The organism is Streptomyces sp. NPDC060064 (assembly GCF_042736455.1).
Lineage (GTDB): Bacteria > Actinomycetota > Actinomycetes > Streptomycetales > Streptomycetaceae > Streptomyces.
This window is the reverse complement of the sequence record NZ_JBHWWF010000041.1, coordinates 1-20,364: the sequence shown is the minus strand read 5'-3', so window position 1 is coordinate 20,364 and position 20,364 is coordinate 1. Positions and strand designations below refer to the sequence as shown.

The following is a 20,364-nucleotide window of genomic DNA, read 5'->3' as shown; positions in this document are numbered from 1 at the left end:
GATGTCCCCACCCACCCGCCCCTACGCTTCCAGCAGGCGCGCCGCCAGGTGGGTGAGGCGGGTGTGCCAGGAGGCCAGCAGGTCATCCACATCCATGTCCCGCGGGCCGGTCTGGGTCAGGATCAGACGGGGGCCGTGGCCCGTGCCCTCGGCGAGTTGCCAGCGGACCTCGCCCTGCGGGTCCACGGCGTAGGCGAGCAGGGCCGGTCGCCGCACCTCGGTGACCGGTCCCGGTGGGGTCTTGGGGGCCGTGAAGCCCGCCGGGACCGGCGCACCCTCCAACACCTCCGCGCCTGCGGTCAGTTCCGCCCAGACCGTCTCCGCGGACCGCACCAGGAGCAGATCGAGAATCCTGCGCCTGCTCGGCTCCGCGAGCACGTCGAACGGTATGGACATACCCCGAACATACTTCGCGGGTTATATAACCGCGAGAGAATGAAGGTCCCGACTCAACCGCGCCCGGTCTCAACCGCGCCCGGACTCAGCCGCGCGGCGCCTTCGCCAGCTGGCGCGACTGAGCCACCAGACGGTCCGCGCTGTCCCAGACCTCCGCATCCTCCTCCAGAAATCCGCCGGCCAGGTTGCGGGTCGTGATGGAGACCCGGAGCGGCCCGGGGGCCGGGCGGCAGCGGATGTGCGTGGTGAGTTCGACCGTCGGCGTCCAGCCCGGCAGGCCCAGCTCGAACGAGGTCGGCGGCAGCGCGTCGACAGTGAGCAGCAGCGAGAACGGGTCCGCGTCACGGCCGTCGGCGAGGCCGAACCAGCCACGCATCTCACCCTTGCCGGAGGGGGCACCGACAGCCCAGCCGAGTGTCGCCGGGTCGAGCTTGATGTTCAGGCGTTCCGTGATCGCCGAGCTGCCGGGGATCTTCGGCGCGGGGCCGTCGGACGGGCCGAGGCAGTCCTGGAATACCGGCATGACGGGCGGCTTCGCCGTCGTGCGCACGTCGTCGGGCAGCGCGTCCAGGTCTCCGTACGTAGCGAGGACACGGATGCGCTCGATCTCCGTGCCGTCCTCCGCGTACTGGAACAGCGAGGCCTGTCCGGTGGAGAGGGTGCGGCCGCTGCGTACGACCTCGGTGCGGATCACCGCGGGGCCCGGGTGCGACGCCGTGAGGTAGTGCGCCGAGACCGTGAACGGGTCGGGGTGCGCCAGGGCGTCACCGAGCGCACGGCCGAGCAGGGCCAGCAGGTAGCCGCCGTTGACGGCGCGGATGATCGTCCAGCCCGCCGAGAGCTCCGCGTCGTAGACGCCCGGTGCGCGCAGGGTGACAGCGGTGTCGCGGTCGAACTCGCTGTCCCCGATGGTTGCCTGTACTGCCTGTGCCATGGCGGCACCGTACAACAGAAAACTACTGAGCGGTAGCTTTTTGCTCTGCCCCGGCACCGGGCCCCGTCCGCGCCGGCGGAACGGGGCGCTCCGGAGTCGGTCCAGCTCTGCCGTCCCTCCTCGGCCGGCTCTCTTCGGCTAGCTCTCTTCGGCGGCTTCCGAGCGCCGGTTCCAGGCGCGCGGCGCCCGCCAGTGGAAGCGCATAGCGAGCAGCCGCAGTACGAACGCGGTCACCACCGCGAGTCCGCTGGTGGCCGCGTTCAGGACGTCGAACTGGATGGAGACCACCACCATGGTCGCGCCGACGATGGCGGGGACGGCATACAGATCGCGGTCCCAGCGCAGCAGCGACGGCACCTCGTTGGCGAGTACGTCACGCAGCACACCGCCACCGACGGCGGTGGCAAGTCCGAGCGCCGCGGAGGCGGTGAGGCCGAGCCCGTACTCGTACGCCTTGGTGGTGCCGGTGACGCAGAACAGCCCGAGGCCCGCGGCGTCGAAGACATTGACCCCGACCTGGATGCGCTCGACGTGCGGATGCCAGAAGAAAACCAGGGCGGTCGCCACGAGCGGCGTGAGGAAGTACCCGAGATCGCTGAAGGCCGCGGGCGGGACGGCCCCGATGATCAGGTCCCGCAACATCCCTCCGCCCAGCGCGGTCACCTCTGCGAGCACCGCCATGCCGAAGACGTCGAAATTCTTGCGTACGGCGAGCAGTGCGCCGGAGATCGCGAAGACGAAGATACCGACGAGGTCGAGCGCATGCTGGACGGAGGGCGTGAACAGTTCATGGAGCACCCGGCAATTGTGCCGGTTCTACTCCTTGGCACTCTCCTCAGCCTCGGCCGGGGCCTCCGTGGAGGTCTCCTCGGCGGCCGCGTCCGCGGACTCGCCCTCCGACGGAACGGCCTGGTCCGAGTCGGCCTCGGCAGAGGTCTCGTCCGCAGCCTCGCCACCGGTCTTGGAGACCGTGATCGCCGCGACCGCAGCGGCCTCCGCGGGCTCCGCCGACTCCGGCTTCTTCGACACGTCGACGATCTCGATCGCCTCGCGCGCCGACTCCAGGGCCTTGTCGCCCGGGGCCAGGTCCGGTGCGTTCTCCGGGTGGTGGCAGGCCACCTGGTGGCCCGTCTTCAGTGCCAGCAGCGGCGGTTCCTGCGTCTTGCAGATATCCGTCGCCTTCCAGCACCGGGTGTGGAACCGGCAGCCGGTCGGCGGGGAGATCGGTGACGGGACGTCGCCCTTGAGCAGGATGCGGTCGCTCTTGGCGCCACGCCGCTTCGGGTCCGGCACCGGCACCGCGGAGAGCAGGGCCTTCGTGTACGGGTGCATCGGCGCCTCGTACAGCGACTTGCGGTCCGTCAGCTCGACGATCTTGCCCAGGTACATCACCGCGATGCGGTCCGAGACATGACGGATGACCGACAGGTCGTGCGCGATGATCACATACGTGAGGCCCAGCTCGTCCTGGAGGTCGTCCAGCAGGTTCACCACCTGCGCCTGGATCGACACGTCCAGCGCCGAGACCGGCTCGTCCGCCACGACCAGCTTCGGCTTCAGGGCGAGGGCCCGCGCGATACCGATGCGCTGGCGCTGGCCGCCGGAGAACTCGTGCGGGTAGCGGTTGTAGTGCTCGGGGTTGAGACCGACCAGGCCCAGCAGCCGCTGGACCTCCTTCTTGACCCCGCCCTCGGGCGTGACGCCCTGCAGCTTGAACGGCGCGCTGACGATCGAACCGACCGTGTGGCGCGGGTTGAGCGAGCCGTAGGGGTCCTGGAAGATCATCTGGACGTCCCGGCGCATCGGGCGCATGCCCGAAACACCGAGGTGCGTGATGTCCTTGCCCTCGAACTCGATCTTGCCGCCGGTCGGTTCGAGCAGCCGGGTGATGAGCCGGCCCATCGTCGACTTGCCGCAGCCGGACTCACCCACGACGCCGAGCGTCTCGCCGGGAAGTACGTCGAAGCTGATGCCGTCGACCGCCTGGACGGCACCGGCCTGCCGGCGCAGCAGCCCCTTCGTGATCGGGAAGTGCTTGACCAGTCCGGTGACCTTGAGCAGTGGCTCGGGCGAGGAGGTGGCCTGCTCCGGGATCGCCATCTCGGAATCCTTACGATCTTTTCCGGCCGGGGGTCCGGGGGTTGCCCCCGGGGAAGACGCAGTACTCACAGCTTCGGCGCAATCTCTTCGGTCCAGATCCGCGTGCGGTCCTCCTGCGACATGTGGCAGGCCGAGTGGTGCCGGCTGCCGACCTCCCGCAGTTCGGGCCGCTCGGTGCGGGTGATCCCGCCCTTGGGCACATCGGCGTACGGGCAACGCGGGTGGAAGGCACAGCCACTGGGGATGTTGATCAGGCTGGGCGGGGAGCCCTTGACCGGGATGAGGCGCTCGGTCTGGTCACGGTCGATGCGCGGCATCGAGCCCAGCAGGCCCCAGGTGTAGGGGTGCTGCGGCTCGTAGAAGACCTTCTCGGCCGGACCGCGCTCGACGCAGCGGCCGCCGTACATCACCAGGATGTCGTCGGCCAGCTCGGCGACGACGCCCAGGTCGTGGGTGATGATGATGACCGCGGAGCCGAACTCCTTCTGCAGATCCCGGATCAGGTCGAGGATCTGCGCCTGGACGGTGACGTCCAGCGCGGTGGTCGGCTCGTCCGCGATGAGCAGCTCGGGGTTGTTGACCAGCGCCATCGCGATCATCGCGCGCTGGCGCATACCGCCGGAGAACTCGTGCGGGTAGCTGTCCACCCGCTTGTGGGGCTCCGGGATACCCACCCGGTCCAGCAGCTCGACAGCCCGCTTGCGGGCGGTCTTCTTGTCCACCTTGTTGTGGACCTGGTACGCCTCGCTGATCTGCTTGCCGATGGTGTAGTACGGGTGCATCGCGGACAGCGGATCCTGGAAGATCATCGCCATGTCGCGACCGCGCAGCCGGCGCACCTCGTCCGGGTCGGCGGTCAGCAGTTCCTTGCCGTTCAGCCAGATCTCACCGGACAGGTGTGCCTTCTGCCGGCCGTACTGGCCGACGCGGTGCAGGCCCATGATGCCGAGCGAGGTCACCGACTTGCCGGAGCCCGACTCGCCCACGATGCCGAGGGTCTTGCCCTTCTCCAGCGTGAAGGAGAGTCCGTCGACCGACTTCACGAGACCGTCGTCGGTCGGGAAGTGCACCTGGAGGTCGCGTACTTCGAGGAAGGCGGTGGAGGGGGCCGAGCCCGCGGAGACGGGCTCGCCGACGGCGCCGGTCTTCGTCAGGGGGGATCCGGGGGTCTCTCCCGGGACTGGCACCGTGGTCATGAGAGCCTCACTCGGGGGTCGATCACTGCGTACATGAGGTCCACGACGAGGTTGGCGAGGACGACGAAGAAGGCCGCGATGAGCGTGACTCCGAGGATCACGGGCAGATCGTGGTCGCTGATTGCCTTCACCGCGTTGTAGCCGAGGCCGTGCAGGGAGAAGGTGCTCTCGGTCAGGACCGCGCCGCCCACCAGGGCTCCGAGGTCCAGGCCGAGGACGGTCAGGATCGGGGTCATGGTCGAGCGCATTGCGTGCTTGCCGATGACCACGGGTTCCGTGAGGCCCTTGGCTCTGGCGGTTCGGATGTAGTCCTCGTTGAGGACCTCCAGCATCGTGGCGCGGGTGAGCCGGGCGTACATCGCGGCATACAGGAAGGCGAGGGTGACCCACGGCAGAACCATGCCGTTGAACCAGGCCGCCGGATCCTCACTGAACGCCGCGTCCGGCCGGTCGAACCACCCCAGCTGGTCGGAGAAGAGCGCCAGGGACAGCATGCCGGTGAAGTAGATGGGCAGCGAGACACCGCCGAGGGCGATGCCCATCGCCGAACGGTCCAGGGGCGTACCGCGCTTGAGGGCGGAGATGATGCCGGTGGAGACACCACCGATCACCCAGAGCACGACAGCGCCCGCGGCGAGCGAGAGGGTGACCGGCAGCCACTCGAGCAGCAGCGGCCAGACCTCCTGCTCGGTCTTGAACGAGTACCCGAAGCAGGGCGCGGCGCACTGCGTCACGTCGGAGCCGTTGGCGTACGTACGACCCGCCACCAGTCCGACCACGAACTTGCCGAACTGGACCAGGATCGGGTCGTCCAGGCCCATCTTCTGCCGGATGCCCTCGATGGAGGCGGGGTCGGACTGCTTGCCGACGAAGTACAGCGCCGGGTCCGTCCCGATCATCTTGGGGAAGAGGAAGAAGATTCCGAAGGTCACCAGCGTGATGACCATCAGCATGACGATGACGGCGAAGAATCGCCTGATGAGATATGCAAGCACTGCGCTCGGCCCGACGGTGGCCCGGGAGCCCTCTCTTATGGAGAGGGCTCCGGGCCACCGCTCGCGGCCATCACCTGCCCTTCGTGCCTAGCGGGTGTGGCACTGGAACGTGAACTGACTGGGATTTACTTGACGACGCCGAGCGAGGCGTAGTCGTAGCGGCCGTTGTAGGCGTCGGCCGTGTAGGCGTTGGTCAGACGAGTGCTGCGCCAGGTGATCGTCTTGTCGTAGACGAAGGGCAGGTAGACAGCGGCCTCGGAGACCTTCTGGTTCATCTGCTTGTAGATCTCGCCGGCCTTGGCCGGGTCGGTCTCGGCGATGGCCTGGTCGAAGAGCTTGTTGACCGCGGGGTCGTTCAGCTCGGAGAAGTTGTTGTTACCGCTCTGCAGGATGAACCGGCCGTCGACCAGCGGCTGCGAGAAGCCCTGGCCGGTCGGGAAGTCCGCGCCCCAGCCCATGATGATGATGCCGTAGCCCTTGTCCTTCACGACCTTCGGCGAACCGATGATGCCGGACGTCTGGGCGCCGTCGAACTGGTCGACCTGGGCGTCGATGCCGACCTGCTTCAGCGCGTTCTGCAGCGAGACGGCCGTGGCGACCTCGACCGGCTTGTTGTTACGCACCGCGATGGTGGTCTTGAAGCCGTTCGGCTGGCCACAGGCCTTCAGCGCCGCCTTGGCCTTCGCGACGTTCGGCTTGCTGTCGTTCTTGAGGACCTCGTACGGGTCGTACGTGGGGTCCGAGCCCTTGATGCCCGCGGGGAGCATGTTCGGGGCGATGTCGCCACCGGCCTGCGGGCCGCCACGGGCGGTCTGCAGCGACTTCTTGTCGGCGGCGTAGATGACGGCCTTGCGGCACTCGACGTTGTCGAACGGCTTGACCGTCGTCGGGAAGACCGCGTAGCGGATGAAGCCGGTCTGGCCGTTGTCGAGGTTGTCCTTGTGCTTGCGCAGAGCCGTGGTGCGAGCCGCCTGGCCGATGCCGGTCGCGTTGATGTCGACGTCGAAGTCACCCTTGATCAGGCGCTTGTCCATGTCGTCCGCGTTGGTCATGAAGGTGACCGTCACCTTGTCCGGAAGCGCCTTGCGGATGGTGTCCGAGGCGGGCTTCCAGTTGGTGTTGCGGGAGAGCGACATCGACTTGTTCGGCGCGTACGAGTCGATCTTGTACGGGCCGCTGGAGAAGGGCTTCAGGCCGTACTTGGCGGCGGTGTCCTTCTCCTTCTTCACCGGAGAGGCAGCCGGCATGGCGAGCATCTGCTCGAAGTCACCGTTCGGCTTCGGCAGCTTGAAGACGATGGTCTTCGCGTCCGGCGTCTCGATCGCCTTCAGGCCGAGCTTGTCCGCGGACTTGTCCTTGTACGGACCCTTGTACTCGGTCTTCGGGTCGAGCACCTGCATCAGGTAGACCGGGCCGCCGGAGATGACGTCCTGGGCCCAGGTGCGCTCGATGCCGTACTTGATGTCCTGCGAAGTGATGGGCGTGCCGTCCTCCCAGGTCACGCCATCCTTCAGGGTGTACTTGTAGGTCTTGCCGCCGTCCGAGATCTCGGCCTTCGCGGTCGCGAGGTCCGGGACGAGCTCGGTGCTGGCCTGGCCCGGCGCCGCCTTGAAGCTGACGAGCTGGCGGGTGTAGTAGCGGGCGAAGTCCCACATGAAGCCGTAGTAACCGCGCTGCGGGTCCCACGAGTCGGCGTCCTGCGTGCCGACGAATTTAAGGGTGCCGCCCTTGGTGTCGGCCGCGTTGGCCACCTTGCCGATGCCGGCGTTGAAGCCGGGCGCACCGGCCCCGTCCTTCTTGTCGTCCTTGCCGCCACAGGCCGTGGTGGTCAGCAGGGCCGCGAGCACGACAGCCGTGCCTGCGGCAAGCCTGCGGTTCGACGTGCGATTGGTTGTCACGATGCTCGCAACCTCCGTAGTAGTCACGGCCCTCGAGGGTCGTGGTTCTGGGCTATTGCTCCTGACGGCTTCGGCAGGGGCGGTGTGTCCGCAGGGACGTGTGGGGGTCAGCGGGACCCCTTCGGGTCCAGCGCATCTCGTACGCCGTCGCCGAAGAGATTGAAGGCCAACACGGTGACGAAGATCGCCAGGCCCGGGATGATCATGAACAGCGGATCGTCCTCGTAGGTGCGCACGGCCGTCGAGAGCATCTCGCCCCACGACGGGGTGGGCGGCTTGACGCCAACGCCGAGGAAGCTCAGGGCGGCTTCCGTCAGGACGTTGGTGGGGATCATCAGCGTCGTGTAGACGGTGATCGGGGCCACCAGGTTGGGCAGCAGCTCCCGGAAGAGGATGTACGCACGACCCGCACCGAGGCTGCGAGCCGCTTCGACGTACTCCCGCTCACGCAGCGAGAGCGTCTGGCCGCGCACGATCCGGCCGATGTACGGCCAGCCGAAGAAGCCGATCACCAGGACGAGGACCGCGATCCGCAGACCCGAACCGGAGAAGCCCCAGAGTTCGTTCGGGACGACAGAGATCAGGGCGATGATGAAGAGCAGCTGCGGGAAGGCCAGCAGCAGGTCCATCACCCGACTGATCGCCGCGTCGATCCAGCCCCCGAAGTAGCCGGCGACGACGCCGAAGACGGTGCCCAGGCTGACCGCGACGAAGGCGGAGAGGAAGGCGACGAGAAGCGAGATGCGCGCGCCGTAGACGACTCGGCTGAAAACGTCTCTGCCGTTGACCGGCTCAACTCCGAAAAGGAAGTCGGAATTGATGCCGCCCCAGTCACCGATCGGGGTGCCCAGCAGCGGGTCGATCGCATCCTCGTGGAGTTCCTCCGGCGGGTGGCCGAGCAGGCTCACGATCAGTGGAGCGAATACCGCGACCACGATCAGGAGGAGCACCACGAAACCGCCGACAAGTGCGACCTTGTCACGCTTCAACCGGATCCAGGCGATCTTCCAGGGCGAACGCCCCTCGATGGCCTTCTGCGGGACATCGGCGGCGACATCGACGGCAGCGGTTTCGGCCGCGCTCGTGTCGTGCAGTGGTGCCGTCATCGTGGTGGGGACCCCTCTCGGCCGGCGGTGACCGACCCATGCCCGCCGCTGTAGCGGCTTCGTTCACTCAGTGGTGCAGTTGTGTGTATTGCGAGGAATGCTTGAAGAAGCAGGTCGTACACAGGACCGAAGGGTCCTTGATGCGGGGAGTCTTCAACGCTGCCGCGATCACCCGCCAGCCCCCTCGGGGAATGGTTGCTCAAACGTGATGAGGCGAGGGGGTTTCCGTTATACGGACGGAGCCACCGACTGAGCGGAACGCCAAATACTGCATATGGGGCGAAAGTTGACCGATGCGCCGCCATGCGGACGTTAGCCGCTCTTTGATTGCAAGGCATTCGAAGCCTCGAGAGCGCACAATCCCATCCCGAACATCGGTGTGGGGCATGGAAATAGACAGGTCAGGCCGTCAGTTGTGCTGTTGCGGCCGACTCAGTGACCGGCTCAGTGGCCGACCGGCGGCGGATAGCCGTAGCCACCGCCGGCCGGTGCGCCGCCGGCATGGGCATCGCGGTCGTAGAACGGGCGGGCGTTGGCCCGCAGCCACACCGTGACCGGGTCGTACTCGTCGGACATCGCGACGGTGGAGACCGGCAGCCCGTCCGGGACCGCGGCGATCGACTGCTGCATCATCGCGCGGACCGTGTCCACGGACTGCCTGCTCGTGTCGTACAGATCGAGACCGATGGCGAGATACGGAGCGCCGAGCGCGGGCTGCACCCAGGCGCGGCGCAGCGAGCGGATCGCGGACGTGCGGTGGGCGTTCTGAGCGAGCAGGCCGTAGAAGTGCGGGAGCTCGATGGCCGGTTCGGACAGTCGCAGCGGTCCTGCGGGCATCCGGTCGAGGCCGGTGGCGATCCGGCGGAGATCGAGCCAGGGGATGCCGACGCCGCCGCCCGGCGCGTGCGGGTTGAGCCAGATGCCCCAGCGGTCCGGGTACAGCGCGCGGGCGATGTCACGGCCGGTGACCACCTCGTGGGCGCGGTTCCAGCCGGAGACGGAGAGCTCCTGGGCGGAGGTGACGCACGGCGCGTAGCCGACGCCGTCGACCTCCATGTTCCCGTACTGGGCATCGGGCGATCCGGCCTGGCCGTGCCAGAGCAGCATCCAGATCTGGCCGTTCGACGGGTCGGCGATGGCGTGCAGCAGCGCCTCGTACGCGTCGTAGCGTCCGGGAGTCACCTGGCGCAGCATGTGCTCGACCTGCCCGGCCGCCGCGGTGCCTGACGCGCTCACCCTGGGTTCCGCCCCTCTTCGATGCCTCTTCGATGCAGCAACAGCACAGCCGCCCCGGGCACACAAGTGCTGCGGTAAGGCCATCAAACCAGCTTAATCGGCAGTCCTGACACCGACTTGACGACTACACGTGCTGCCGTTCGTAGAAGGGCCGCACCCGCTCCAGCATCCATGCGCCGACAGGGTCCTGGGCAACATCCAGCAGTACGAGATTGACCGGCCAGCCCACCTGGACCCGGCCGAGTGCCCGGCCGAGCGCGTCCATCGGGGCATTGCGCTCGGCGGCCTCCCAGGAGGAGAGCTGGACACCGATGAAGAGGGTCGGCGGGTCGCCCTCGACGGAGGCGAGCGCACGGCGGGCGGTGAGGACGACACCGGAGGCCTCGAACTCCCCGGCCGCGGCGGCGAGGAAGTCGACCGGCTCCTCCTGCCAGTCGGGCTCGAAGAGCCGCACCCGGCCGCCGCTCGCGGGTCCGTCCAACGGTGTACGTCCCACTCGGCACAGCTCGGCGACCGCGGGCGGCGGCAGCGGGGCGCCGACCGCACCGCCGGGGTTCACGGCGATGCCGAGCTGCGGAGGCAGCCCGCGGGCGAATTCGCGGGCGGGCGCGACGGTGAAGGAGATATGGCTGCCGACGCACTGCAGGTACTGCTGCTCGGAGCTGAAGACCGGGACATAGGGAGCGCCGTCGATCTCCATCGTGGGCAGATCGAGATCGGGGCTGTCGGCTCCGCCGCCGTTGGGCAGCGGCACCCATATATGGCTGCGGCCGAGCACCTCGACGAGACGGCCCCCGGCGGAGGGGTTGCCGAGCGAGGCGGCGAGCACCTCTTCCAGCTCGTTACCCGGCCAGCCGAAAGCTGGATGCGGATGGGCCTGCTCCGGTGTCTCCATGTGCGGTCCTTCTCCCCCGGGCTTCCACGGCTGCGCGCCACGACCCTAACGCCGCCGACCGACGGACATGAACCGGGGCTCCGCCCCGGACCCCGCTCCTCAAGCGCCGCAGGGGCTGAACTTCAGCGCGCGCCGCCCTATGGCTTCTCGAAGCCGACCCGCCCCAGCACCCCCGCCGCGTCCCGGTCCAGCAGCACGGCCGAGGCGCAGCCCGCCGGCAGCCGGCCCGCCTCCGCGTCGCCGATCAGATGCCCGACCGCGCGCCGGTGCCGGGCGAAGGCGTACCCGGACACACCGCGGCCCCGCTCGCGCTGGCCCTGTCTGGCAACCTCGGGCGTGACGTCGAGCAGGACCAGATGGAGACCGCTCCCGCGGCGGCGCGCCTCGCGGGCCAGCCAGCGCCGCACCCAGGCCTGCGTACCGCAGTCATGGACGACGACACTCTCGCCGGAGCGCAGCGCCCGCCGCAGCCCGGCGTAGTGGGCGATCCGCACGAGCGGGCGGTACACGGCGTACGGCAGCAGCCGCGGCATCCGGGCGTCCCACCGGTCCCGGGTGTCCTGCGAGTCGATGCCACGACCGCGCGCCGCGCGCCGGATCAACGTGGACTTTCCGCTGCCGGGCAGGCCGGAGACGACCACCACATCACCGGCGGCGAAGACCAGACTGCGCGGACTGCGCCCCGAGCGGTCTCTCAGGTCGCGCAGTATGGCTGTGGGAGCCCCGAGCCGTTCCCGAGCGGAGCTCTCCGGCCGGGCGGGCACCCCCGCGGTCGTCGCAAAAACACCGGACTGCTGCAACGTCATCACCCTCCCCCATGTCGGGTCACCCTCACCCTTGCCCATGAAGTGTAAAGAGTTGGTAATGCGACACAACCTATTTGCAGCTGCGGGCCACTGCGGGCAGGCGCGGCCGCGTTCCGGACCGTACGCACCACTCTGCCGCGATGCGTGCAATGATGTGCGCGCCAACTGCATACCGGCCGCTTGAATCCACGCGGGAGAGTCCTGGCCACTGTGTGCGCCGGGCGCCGAAGGAGCAAGTCCCTCCCTTGAATCTCTCAGGCCCCGTACCGCGTGTGATGAGGCAGATCTGAAAAGCGAGCCGCTGTCGAGTGGCTCCACCCAAGGTGCAAGTCACGACCACCAATACGCGTGGTCGCGACGAACCTCTCAGGTTCCGATGACAGATGGGGAGGAATGTCCTCGTCGGCCTGCCCTGGGAGCCACATCTATGAGCAACGTCCCCCGTCTGACCGCCCTCGACACCCTGCACCGCTCGCTGGGCGCGACCATGACCGACTTCGCGGGCTGGGACATGCCGCTGCGGTACGGCAGTGAGCGCGACGAGCACAACGCCGTACGCACCAAGGCCGGTCTCTTCGATCTCTCGCACATGGGCGAGATCACCGTCACCGGACCGCGCGCCGCCGATCTCCTCGACTTCGCGCTGGTCGGCAACATCGGCGGAGTGGCCGTCGGCCGCGCCCGCTACACCATGATCTGCCAGGAGGACGGCGGGATCCTCGACGACCTGATCGTCTACCGCCTCGGCGAGACGGAGTACATGGTCGTCGCCAACGCGGGCAACGCCCAGGTGGTGCTGGACGCGCTGACCGCCCGCGCCGAGGGCTACGACGCCGAGGTGCGGGACGACCGCGACGCGTACGCGCTCATCGCCGTCCAGGGCCCGGAGTCCCCCGGCATCCTCAAGTCGCTGACCGACGCCGACCTGGACGGGCTGAAGTACTACGCGGGCCTGCCCGGCACGGTGGCCGGCGTCCCGGCGCTGATCGCCCGTACCGGCTACACCGGCGAGGACGGCTTCGAGCTCTTCGTCGAGCCGCAGTACGCCGAGAAGCTCTGGCAGTCGCTGACCGAGGCGGGCGCGCCCGTCGGTCTCGTCCCGGCCGGTCTGTCCTGCCGCGACACGCTCCGCCTGGAGGCGGGCATGCCGCTGTACGGGCATGAGCTGACCACCGCGCTGACCCCGTTCGACGCGGGCCTCGGCCGGGTCGTGAAGTTCGAGAAGACCACGAACGACGGGCGTTTCGTCGGCCGCGAGGCACTCGAGGCCGCCGCCGCGCGCGCCGAGGCCAACCCGCCGCGCAAGCTCGTCGGCCTGATCGCCGAGGGCCGCCGGGTCCCGCGCGCCGGCTTCTCCGTGGTCGCAGGCGGCCAGGTCATCGGCGAGGTCACCTCCGGTGCGCCCTCCCCGACCCTGGGCAAGCCGATCGCCATCGCGTACGTGGACGCGGCGCACGCCGCGCCGGGCCGCGAGGGCGTCGGCGTCGACATCCGCGGCACCCACGAGCCGTACGAGGTCGTCGGGCTGCCGTTCTACAAGCGCCAGAAGTGATCGTCCGCACCTTCACTCCGTTCACCAGCACTCCCCCGCGTACAGGAGAATTCAGGCCATGAGCAACCCCCAGCAGCTGCGCTTCAGCAAGGAGCACGAGTGGCTGTCGGCCGCCGAGGACGGCGTGTCGACGGTCGGCATCACGGAGCACGCGGCGAACGCGCTCGGCGATGTGGTGTACGTCCAGCTCCCCGAGGTCGGTGACACGGTGACCGCGGGCGAGACCTGCGGCGAGCTGGAGTCGACCAAGTCCGTCAGCGACCTGTACTCCCCGGTCAGTGGTGAGGTCACCGAGGCCAACGAGGACGTCGTCAATGACCCGTCACTGGTGAACTCCGCCCCCTTCGAGGGCGGCTGGCTCTTCAAGGTGCGCGTCAGCGAGGAGCCGAAGGACCTGCTCTCCGCCGACGAGTACACCGAGTTCTCCGGCAACTGACCACGACCACGACAGGGATCGAGATGTCGCTTCTCAACGCCCCTCTCCATGAGCTGGACCCGGACGTCGCCGCCGCTGTCGACGCCGAGCTCCACCGCCAGCAGTCCACCCTCGAGATGATCGCCTCGGAGAACTTCGCTCCGGTCGCGGTCATGGAGGCGCAGGGCTCCGTCCTCACCAACAAGTACGCCGAGGGCTACCCGGGCCGCCGCTACTACGGCGGCTGCGAGCACGTCGATGTCGTCGAGCAGATCGCGATCGACCGCATCAAGGCGCTCTTCGGCGCCGAGCACGCCAACGTCCAGCCGCACTCGGGCGCCCAGGCGAACGCGGCCGCGATGTTCGCGCTGCTGAAGCCGGGCGACACGATCATGGGTCTGAACCTCGCCCACGGCGGGCACCTCACCCACGGCATGAAGATCAACTTCTCCGGCAAGCTGTACAACGTGGTCGCGTACCACGTGGACAGCGAGACCGGCCAGGTCGACATGGCCGAGGTCGAGCGCCTCGCCAAGGAGTCCCGTCCGAAGCTGATCATCGCCGGCTGGTCCGCGTACCCGCGCCAGCTGGACTTTGCGGCCTTCCGCCGGATCGCGGACGAGGTCGGCGCGTACCTGATGGTCGACATGGCCCACTTCGCGGGCCTCGTCGCCGCCGGTCTGCACCCGAACCCGGTGCCGCACGCCCATGTCGTCACCACCACCACGCACAAGACCCTCGGCGGTCCGCGCGGCGGTGTGATCCTGTCGACGCAGGAGCTCGCCAAGAAGATCAACTCCGCGGTCTTCCCCGGTCAGCAGGGCGGTCCGCTGGAGCACGTCATCGCGGCGAAGGCGGTCTCCTTCAAGGTCGCGGCGACCGAGGAGTTCAAGGAGCGCCAGCAGCGCACGCTGAACGGCGCCCGTATCCTCGCCGAGCGTCTCGTCCAGGCCGATGTGACCGAGCACGGCGTCTCCGTCCTGTCCGGCGGTACGGATGTGCACCTGGTCCTGGTCGACCTGCGCAACTCCGAGCTGGACGGCCAGCAGGCCGAGGACCGCCTCCACGAGGTGGGCATCACGGTCAACCGCAACGCGATCCCGAACGACCCGCGGCCGCCGATGGTCACCTCGGGTCTGCGGATCGGCACCCCGGCGCTGGCCACCCGCGGTTTCCAGGACGAGGACTTCCGTGAGGTCGCCGACATCATCGCCGAGGCGCTGAAGCCGTCGTACGACACGGAGGCGCTGAGCGCCCGGGTCTCGGCCCTGGCCGCGAAGCACCCGCTTTACCCTGGCCTGAAGTAACTACGTACGCTTTTGTACGAACCGACGGGGCACCGCGCACACTGGACAGTGCGTGCGGTGCCCCGCACCCGGTACCGCCTTGGTATCGCCCTCGCACCGCCCTCTGCACCACCTCGGCAGACAACGGCGTCTACCAACCCCTCTAGGAGTCTTCCGTGGCCATCTCGGTCTTCGACCTGTTCTCGATCGGCATAGGCCCGTCCAGCTCCCATACGGTCGGCCCGATGCGCGCGGCCGCCCTGTTCGCGCGGCGGCTCAAGAACGAGGGCCTGATGGCCCACACCGCCGCCGTACGCGCCGAGCTCTTCGGTTCGCTGGGCGCGACCGGCCACGGCCACGGCACCCCGAAGGCCGTCCTGCTCGGCCTTGAGGGCAACTCTCCCCGTACCGTCGACGTCGAGACCGCGGACGCCCAGGTCGAGCGCATCCGCACCGGCCGCCGGATCAATCTGCTCGGTATGCACGAGATCGACTTCGACTTCGACAAGGATCTGATCCTGCACCGCCGCAAGGCGCTGCCGTACCACGCCAACGGGATGACGATCTTCGCGTACGACGCCCAGGGCGCACTCGTCCTGGAGAAGACGTACTACTCGGTGGGCGGCGGCTTCGTGGTCGACGAGGACGCCGTCGGCGAGGACCGGATCAAGCTCGACGACACCGTGCTGAAGTACCCGTTCCGCACCGGCGACGAGCTGCTTCGGCTGGCTCAGGAGACCGGTCTTTCGATCTCCGCGCTGATGCTGGAGAACGAGAAGGCCTGGCGCACCGAGGACGAGATCCGCGAGGGTCTGCTGGAGATCTGGCGGGTCATGCAGGCCTGCGTCTCGCGCGGTATGTCCCGCGAGGGCATCCTGCCCGGCGGCCTCAAGGTCCGCCGCCGCGCGGCCAACTCCGCCCGCCAGCTCCGCGCCGAGGGCGATGCGCTGGCCCGCTCCATGGAGTGGATCACGCTGTACGCGATGGCCGTGAACGAGGAGAACGCCGCGGGCGGCCGCGTTGTCACCGCGCCCACCAACGGCGCCGCGGGCATCATCCCGGCCGTGCTGCACTACTACATGAACTTCGTGCCCGGCGCCGACGAGGAAGGCGTGGTCCGCTTCCTGCTCGCCGCCGGCGCGATCGGCATGCTCTTCAAGGAGAACGCCTCGATTTCCGGCGCCGAGGTCGGCTGCCAGGGCGAGGTCGGCTCCGCCTGCTCGATGGCCGCGGGCGCGCTGGCCGAGGTGCTCGGCGGCACCCCCGAGCAGGTCGAGAACGCCGCCGAGATCGGTATGGAGCACAACCTCGGCCTGACCTGCGACCCGGTCGGCGGCCTGGTGCAGATCCCGTGCATCGAGCGCAATGGCATGGCGGCGGTCAAGGCCGTGACGGCGGCGAAGATGGCGATGCGCGGCGACGGCAGCCACAAGGTCTCGCTCGACAAGGTCATCAAGACCATGAAGGAAACCGGTGCGGACATGTCGGTGAAGTACAAGGAGACCGCGCGCGGCGGCCTCGCGGTGAACATCATCGAGTGCTGAGCCGCGGGCCGTCGAGGGCTGAACCGGCCGTCGAGCGCTGAGCCTCATCGGTTCCTGGTCGTCTCCACGGATCAAGAACGTCGCACGTCAAGGCAGTTCACACAGATTCACCCGCAAGTGTGAGCTTTCCGAGCTCCGAACGTTTCTTCTCCGCCGCGGGCCCCCATGTCCGCATTAATCTCACAGCCTGTTCACCCAAGCCCCCGGTGACCAGATCGGGCTCGACGCAGCAAGGAGACACCGTAATGTCCGAGGGGGTGACGTCCACGCCGTACGAGTTACTCGTCCCGCTCCCGGGACCGTACGGGCGGGTGTACCGGCGCCAGGAACGTACCGTCGTCGAGCTCCATGGCGAGATCGATATCGCCGCAGTCACGCTGATCGGGGCCTATCTCGATGTGGTCACCGCGGTGCGCGCCCACGAGGTGATCGTCGATCTGACGCATGTCGAGTTCTTCGACTGCTCCGGGCTGGCGCTGCTCTGCCGGGCCCGACGGCGCACCACGGAGTTCGGCGGCCGGCTGTGGGTGGTCTGCTCCCGGCCCGCGACTCTGCGCGTCTTCAGGGCGGGCGGCGTGCTGGACGTGTTCCGTACGCTGCCGACGCTGGACGAGGCTCTGGCGGCGCAGGACGGATGAAATCCGGGCGGTCCCCGACCGGGCCGGGGAGCCGCTCCGGTGCGTCAGACCTTGCGCAGGCCTGACGAGGCCCTGTTCAGGCCCTGAGCAGCTCTGTTCAGGTCCTGCTCAGTTCTGTTCAGGCCTTGTTGAGCGAGGCCCAGAATTCGTCGAAGGTCAGCTGACCGTCGCCGTTGGCGTCCTTCGTCTTGATCACTGCCTCGGCGACCGTCTCGGTGACATGGAAGTCGCCCAGCTGAGCCATCACGCTCTTGTACTCGCTCGCCGTGATCAGGCCGTCGCCGTCCAGGTCGTAGCGCTCGAACGCCCTGCGCGCCTCTTCGATGTCCGCCACTGCTTCCGCCCCTCCTTGGTGCATTACTGACGGGGTCAGATTAGCCGCCCGATTGAGCCCTCAGGGCAGCGGCCAGTCGTTCGAGGGCGACAGCGGCTCTCCTCTCACCCTCGAGCACGCTGCGTACGTCCTCCAGGAAGAGCAGGTGGAGACTGAGGCAGAGGAGAGGGACACGGGATGAGCAAGGCATTGGCGGAGATCCTGGCCGCGGCGGCACGCGGGGAGTTCCCGCCGCCGGACGGATCCATCACCGTGATCGGGCAGCCGAGCGTCCGCGACGCCGGTGTGGTGGCGTTCACCGCGCACTCCGTGGTCTTCACCGACGAGGATCCGGAGTGGGTACGGGCCGAGCTCGCCGCCACCGCCTCCGACCGGCTGGCCGCCGCGATGAACCCGGTGTTCCTGGCCGCCATGATGGCCCGTACCGGCCGCTCGATGCACACCATCGACCTGGTGACGGTCGCCGGCACGCTGCCGGGCAGACCTGGGCTTGAGCTGCGCGAGATCGAGGACCCGGAGCACCCGCGGGTGGCACGCGCCCTGAAGTTCCGCGACGGCGTGCGGGTCTGGGCCGCGGAAGGCGGGGTGCTGGTCCTCGGCCGGGGCCTCGCGGGCCGCTGGGAGGCCGCGATCGAGGTGGACGAACAGGCGCGCGGCCGGGGCCTCGGCGTGGAACTCGCTGTGGCGGCCCGCCACTTGGTGCCGGACTCGGTGGTGTGGGCCCAGCAGTCGCCGGGGAACGCCCGCAGTGTGCGGACGTTCCAGGCGGCGGGCTTCCGGCCGGTGGGTTCCGAAGCTCTGTTCGAGGCCCGATGAGCCGCATGACCCGGGCGACAGAAAAGGCTTCAATTACCTTTCCGTAGCACGGAAGTTGATTTTCCGCCCCGCTGGAATCAGTTCTCGCCAAATTCCCGGGGGAGCTTCGTCACTCTTCGCCGCGGCCGGATAACTTCATGGCGTCGCCGCCACACCAGGAGCGCAGGGCTCCCAGGGACAAGCGGCGCAAGGGTGATGTCAACAGTGACGATCACAACCGACTCATTCACGGTCCGGCCCTTCACCCGTAACTGCCACATCATTTGGGACGAGGCCGACCATGTCCTGATCGGGGTTTCCCCGGGGAACAGCTATTTCTCCGCCGCACGCATCACAGAACTCGCCCGCTGGGCGGCGCCGCGCTTCACCGCGGTTGATTTCGTCTATGCCGATCTGCATGTGTCAGCCGTCTTCGCGGCGCTGGGACACGCCCCGGAGCAGGCCGCCCGGCGTGCGACCAAGGAGCTCAAGGCCGTACGCAGGCGGATTCTGGGCGGCGTGGAGGCCGCCGGGCCGCCGGGCCGGCGGATCGGGGTGCGGGCGCTGTCGGAATTCTCCGGCGATCCGGTGTACGCGCTGCTGCACCGGCGCGTACAGCACTTCCTCGTCACGGACGAGGAATTCCGGAAGAGCTGTGACCGGATGGTCCAGCAGTTCCTGGCGCCCAAACTGTCCGCCGGTGAATCCATCACCTCCGAGCAGAGATCGGCATGTCTCGACTACATCGCCGCGGAACTCCCCTTCTTCCTCGACACCCCGGGGATTCTCGGCGTCCCCTCCTCCGTCTCCTGCTATCACGCGCTGATGCCGTTGACGGAACTTCTCTACGGAAAGGGCGGCGGGCTGCGAGCCGCCCGCAATCAGGGCTATGCCGTCGTACGGCCCGAAGCCCCCGAAAGGAGCGTGGACGATGACCACCGAGCCCGAGCAGCTTGATTTCCCGCTCTCCCGGCGGGGCGATGCGCTCCCCGTGGAGTGCACCCGGCTGCGCGAGCAGCAGCCGGTGGCCCGGGTGCGTACGCTCACCGGCGACAGCGCCTGGCTGGTGAGCAGCCACCGGCTGGCCGGCCAGGTTCTTCAGGACAAGCGGTTCAGCCTCAAGGAGACGGCCGCTCCCGGAGTGCCACGCCAGTACGCGCTGACGATCCCGCCCGAGGTCGTCAACAACATGGGGAACATCAGCAGTGCGGGGCTGCGCGGCGCGGTGATGAAGGCACTCAACCCGCGTGCGGACGAAGGGCTGCACGGCTGGCTGCGTGCCACGGCCGACGAGCTGATCGACAGGCTGCTCGCCGAGGGCCCGCCGGTCGATCTGCGGACCGGCTTCGCCGACCCCTTCTCGGCCGCACTGCACTGCAGGGTGATCGGGGTGCCCTTCAGCGACTGGCGACGGCTGATGTCCGGCCTGGACATCGCCTTCATGACCAGTTCGCACACCTTCGAGGGCTCGCAGCTCAACTGGTACAAGGACCTCGACTACATGGTCGAGCGGCTGAACGTCCCCGAGTCCGAACGCACCGGACTGCTGGGCCGGCTGGCGGCGCTGCGCGAGGACGAGGAGTCGGCGCATCTGACGGACGAGATGCTCGCCACCGTCGCCGTGTCGCTGTTCGGCGCGGGCGCGGTCTCCACCTCCGCCTTCCTGGTCCTGGCCGTACTGGCGCTGCTCCAGCGCCCGGAGCTGATCGGGTATCTGCGGGAGCACCCGGAGCGGATGGGCGGCGCCGTCGACGAGCTGCTGCGCTGGAATCTGTCGATCGGCGACGGACTGCCGCGCCTCGCTCTCGACGATGTACAGCTCGGTGATGTCCTGGTCCGCAAGGGCGAGTTGGTGCTGGTCCTGGTCGAGGGCGCGAACTTCGATCCCGAGGTCTTCGAGAACCCCGGGCGTCTCGACCTGGAGCGTGCGCACAATCCGCATCTCTCCTTCGGCGGCGGCCGACACTTCTGCCCCGCCTCGGCTCTGGGCCGGCTGCATGCCGAGACCGCACTGGCCGCGCTCGTGGACCGGGTGCCGCGGCTGCGGCTCGCCGTGCCCGAGGAGCAACTGGTGTGGCGTACGGGCTTCATCAAACGGCTGCCGGAGAGGCTGCCGGTGCTGTGGTGAGCCAGGGCTCTGCCTGGTTGCCGTAACGGGGGCTCCGCCCCCGGACCCCGCACGCCCTTCCTGGGTCCCCCCGGAGTGTCCTCAATCGCCGGACGGGCTGAGTTTCAGCC

At 68.5% G+C, this 20,364-nt stretch carries 20 protein-coding genes and 1 riboswitch; of the genes, 8 read left to right on the top strand and 12 right to left on the bottom strand.

Translation table 11 applies throughout. The features are described 5' to 3' along the window. Positions 1-21: 21 nt before the first annotated feature. The 11 genes from ACFWDI_RS34505 to ACFWDI_RS34455 all read right to left on the bottom strand — a co-directional run bounded on the left by ACFWDI_RS34505 (position 22) and on the right by ACFWDI_RS34455 (position 11,562). The gene (locus ACFWDI_RS34505) at positions 22-396 is read right to left on the bottom strand and encodes a hypothetical protein (RefSeq protein ID WP_385310168.1); all 375 of its coding nucleotides are present in this window, start codon (positions 394-396) and stop codon (positions 22-24) included. 85 nt (positions 397-481) lie between these two features. After that, positions 482-1,330 (bottom strand): thioesterase family protein, encoded by an 849-nt coding sequence (locus tag ACFWDI_RS34500; protein ID WP_385310166.1) that lies wholly within the window; start codon positions 1,328-1,330, stop codon positions 482-484. Positions 1,331-1,468: 138 nt separating this feature from the next. After that, complete coding sequence (locus tag ACFWDI_RS34495) at positions 1,469-2,128, bottom strand: trimeric intracellular cation channel family protein (RefSeq protein ID WP_385310164.1); 660 nt, start codon at positions 2,126-2,128, stop codon at positions 1,469-1,471. 18 nt (positions 2,129-2,146) lie between these two features. Further along, complete coding sequence (locus ACFWDI_RS34490; RefSeq protein ID WP_385310162.1) at positions 2,147-3,499, bottom strand: ABC transporter ATP-binding protein; 1,353 nt, start codon at positions 3,497-3,499, stop codon at positions 2,147-2,149. After that, positions 3,496-4,626, bottom strand: a complete 1,131-nt coding sequence (locus ACFWDI_RS34485) for an ABC transporter ATP-binding protein (protein ID WP_385310160.1) — start codon at positions 4,624-4,626, stop codon at positions 3,496-3,498. Before ACFWDI_RS34485 ends, ACFWDI_RS34490 begins: the two co-directional genes overlap by 4 nt. Beyond that, positions 4,623-5,621 carry an ABC transporter permease gene (locus ACFWDI_RS34480; protein ID WP_385310158.1) on the bottom strand — a complete coding sequence of 333 codons (999 nt, stop codon included), beginning with the start codon at positions 5,619-5,621 and terminating at the stop codon, positions 4,623-4,625. Before ACFWDI_RS34480 ends, ACFWDI_RS34485 begins: the two co-directional genes overlap by 4 nt. Positions 5,622-5,746: 125 nt before the next feature. Further along, positions 5,747-7,519 (bottom strand): ABC transporter substrate-binding protein, encoded by a 1,773-nt coding sequence (locus ACFWDI_RS34475; RefSeq protein ID WP_385310157.1) that lies wholly within the window; start codon positions 7,517-7,519, stop codon positions 5,747-5,749. A gap of 107 nt (positions 7,520-7,626) precedes the next feature. Continuing rightward, on the bottom strand, positions 7,627-8,625 hold the full coding sequence (locus ACFWDI_RS34470; protein ID WP_385310155.1) for an ABC transporter permease: 999 nt from the start codon (positions 8,623-8,625) through the stop codon (positions 7,627-7,629). A 444-nt stretch (positions 8,626-9,069) separates the two neighbouring features. After that, positions 9,070-9,861 (bottom strand): enhanced serine sensitivity protein SseB C-terminal domain-containing protein, encoded by a 792-nt coding sequence (locus ACFWDI_RS34465; RefSeq protein WP_385310153.1) that lies wholly within the window; start codon positions 9,859-9,861, stop codon positions 9,070-9,072. Between the two features lie 124 nt (positions 9,862-9,985). Continuing rightward, the gene (locus ACFWDI_RS34460) at positions 9,986-10,756 is read right to left on the bottom strand and encodes an enhanced serine sensitivity protein SseB (RefSeq protein ID WP_385310151.1); all 771 of its coding nucleotides are present in this window, start codon (positions 10,754-10,756) and stop codon (positions 9,986-9,988) included. 137 nt (positions 10,757-10,893) lie between these two features. After that, positions 10,894-11,562, bottom strand: coding sequence for an AAA family ATPase (locus ACFWDI_RS34455; protein ID WP_385310149.1), 669 nt, complete (start codon positions 11,560-11,562; stop codon positions 10,894-10,896). A 181-nt stretch (positions 11,563-11,743) separates the two neighbouring features. Beyond that, positions 11,744-11,841, top strand: a riboswitch (glycine riboswitch). Positions 11,842-11,989: 148 nt separating this feature from the next. On the opposite strand from ACFWDI_RS34455, the gene gcvT reads away from it, so the two are divergent. The 5 genes from gcvT (at position 11,990) to ACFWDI_RS34430 (ending at position 16,997) form a co-directional block, all read left to right on the top strand. Then, positions 11,990-13,114 carry a glycine cleavage system aminomethyltransferase GcvT gene (gene gcvT, locus ACFWDI_RS34450; protein WP_385310147.1) on the top strand — a complete coding sequence of 375 codons (1,125 nt, stop codon included), beginning with the start codon at positions 11,990-11,992 and terminating at the stop codon, positions 13,112-13,114. Between the two features lie 58 nt (positions 13,115-13,172). Beyond that, on the top strand, positions 13,173-13,550 hold the full coding sequence (gene gcvH, locus ACFWDI_RS34445) for a glycine cleavage system protein GcvH (RefSeq protein WP_326652738.1): 378 nt from the start codon (positions 13,173-13,175) through the stop codon (positions 13,548-13,550). Between the two features lie 23 nt (positions 13,551-13,573). Next, positions 13,574-14,836, top strand: a complete 1,263-nt coding sequence (glyA, locus tag ACFWDI_RS34440; protein ID WP_327326212.1) for a serine hydroxymethyltransferase — start codon at positions 13,574-13,576, stop codon at positions 14,834-14,836. Positions 14,837-14,991: 155 nt separating this feature from the next. Beyond that, positions 14,992-16,359 (top strand): L-serine ammonia-lyase, encoded by a 1,368-nt coding sequence (locus ACFWDI_RS34435; RefSeq protein WP_385310145.1) that lies wholly within the window; start codon positions 14,992-14,994, stop codon positions 16,357-16,359. Positions 16,360-16,604: 245 nt separating this feature from the next. Beyond that, positions 16,605-16,997, top strand: coding sequence for an STAS domain-containing protein (locus ACFWDI_RS34430; protein ID WP_385310143.1), 393 nt, complete (start codon positions 16,605-16,607; stop codon positions 16,995-16,997). A gap of 118 nt (positions 16,998-17,115) precedes the next feature. On the opposite strand, the gene ACFWDI_RS34425 is transcribed toward ACFWDI_RS34430, so the two are convergent. Next, positions 17,116-17,331: an EF-hand domain-containing protein gene (locus ACFWDI_RS34425; protein ID WP_327326209.1), complete on the bottom strand. Its 216-nt coding sequence runs from the start codon at positions 17,329-17,331 to the stop codon at positions 17,116-17,118. Between the two features lie 177 nt (positions 17,332-17,508). On the opposite strand from ACFWDI_RS34425, the gene ACFWDI_RS34420 reads away from it, so the two are divergent. From ACFWDI_RS34420 to ACFWDI_RS34410, 3 genes are all read left to right on the top strand, one after another. Further along, positions 17,509-18,147 carry a GNAT family N-acetyltransferase gene (locus ACFWDI_RS34420; protein WP_385310141.1) on the top strand — a complete coding sequence of 213 codons (639 nt, stop codon included), beginning with the start codon at positions 17,509-17,511 and terminating at the stop codon, positions 18,145-18,147. 204 nt (positions 18,148-18,351) lie between these two features. Continuing rightward, positions 18,352-19,083, top strand: coding sequence for a tRNA-dependent cyclodipeptide synthase (locus ACFWDI_RS34415; RefSeq protein ID WP_385310139.1), 732 nt, complete (start codon positions 18,352-18,354; stop codon positions 19,081-19,083). Further along, positions 19,058-20,254: a cytochrome P450 gene (locus ACFWDI_RS34410; RefSeq protein ID WP_385310138.1), complete on the top strand. Its 1,197-nt coding sequence runs from the start codon at positions 19,058-19,060 to the stop codon at positions 20,252-20,254. Before ACFWDI_RS34415 ends, ACFWDI_RS34410 begins: the two co-directional genes overlap by 26 nt. The last annotated feature ends 110 nt before the right edge of the window (positions 20,255-20,364 follow it).

Coding starts and splice junctions, on each gene's coding strand:
- ACFWDI_RS34430 (WP_385310143.1), top strand. CDS start 16,605: ATGTCCGAGGGGGTGACGTCCACGCCGTACGAGTTACTCGTCCCGCTC.
- gcvT (WP_385310147.1), top strand. CDS start 11,990: ATGAGCAACGTCCCCCGTCTGACCGCCCTCGACACCCTGCACCGCTCG.
- ACFWDI_RS34410 (WP_385310138.1), top strand. CDS start 19,058: ATGACCACCGAGCCCGAGCAGCTTGATTTCCCGCTCTCCCGGCGGGGC.
- ACFWDI_RS34460 (WP_385310151.1), bottom strand. CDS start 10,756: ATGGAGACACCGGAGCAGGCCCATCCGCATCCAGCTTTCGGCTGGCCG.
- ACFWDI_RS34420 (WP_385310141.1), top strand. CDS start 17,509: ATGAGCAAGGCATTGGCGGAGATCCTGGCCGCGGCGGCACGCGGGGAG.
- ACFWDI_RS34455 (WP_385310149.1), bottom strand. CDS start 11,562: ATGACGTTGCAGCAGTCCGGTGTTTTTGCGACGACCGCGGGGGTGCCC.
- glyA (WP_327326212.1), top strand. CDS start 13,574: ATGTCGCTTCTCAACGCCCCTCTCCATGAGCTGGACCCGGACGTCGCC.
- ACFWDI_RS34505 (WP_385310168.1), bottom strand. CDS start 396: ATGTCCATACCGTTCGACGTGCTCGCGGAGCCGAGCAGGCGCAGGATT.
- ACFWDI_RS34500 (WP_385310166.1), bottom strand. CDS start 1,330: ATGGCACAGGCAGTACAGGCAACCATCGGGGACAGCGAGTTCGACCGC.
- gcvH (WP_326652738.1), top strand. CDS start 13,173: ATGAGCAACCCCCAGCAGCTGCGCTTCAGCAAGGAGCACGAGTGGCTG.
- ACFWDI_RS34470 (WP_385310155.1), bottom strand. CDS start 8,625: ATGACGGCACCACTGCACGACACGAGCGCGGCCGAAACCGCTGCCGTC.
- ACFWDI_RS34485 (WP_385310160.1), bottom strand. CDS start 4,626: ATGACCACGGTGCCAGTCCCGGGAGAGACCCCCGGATCCCCCCTGACG.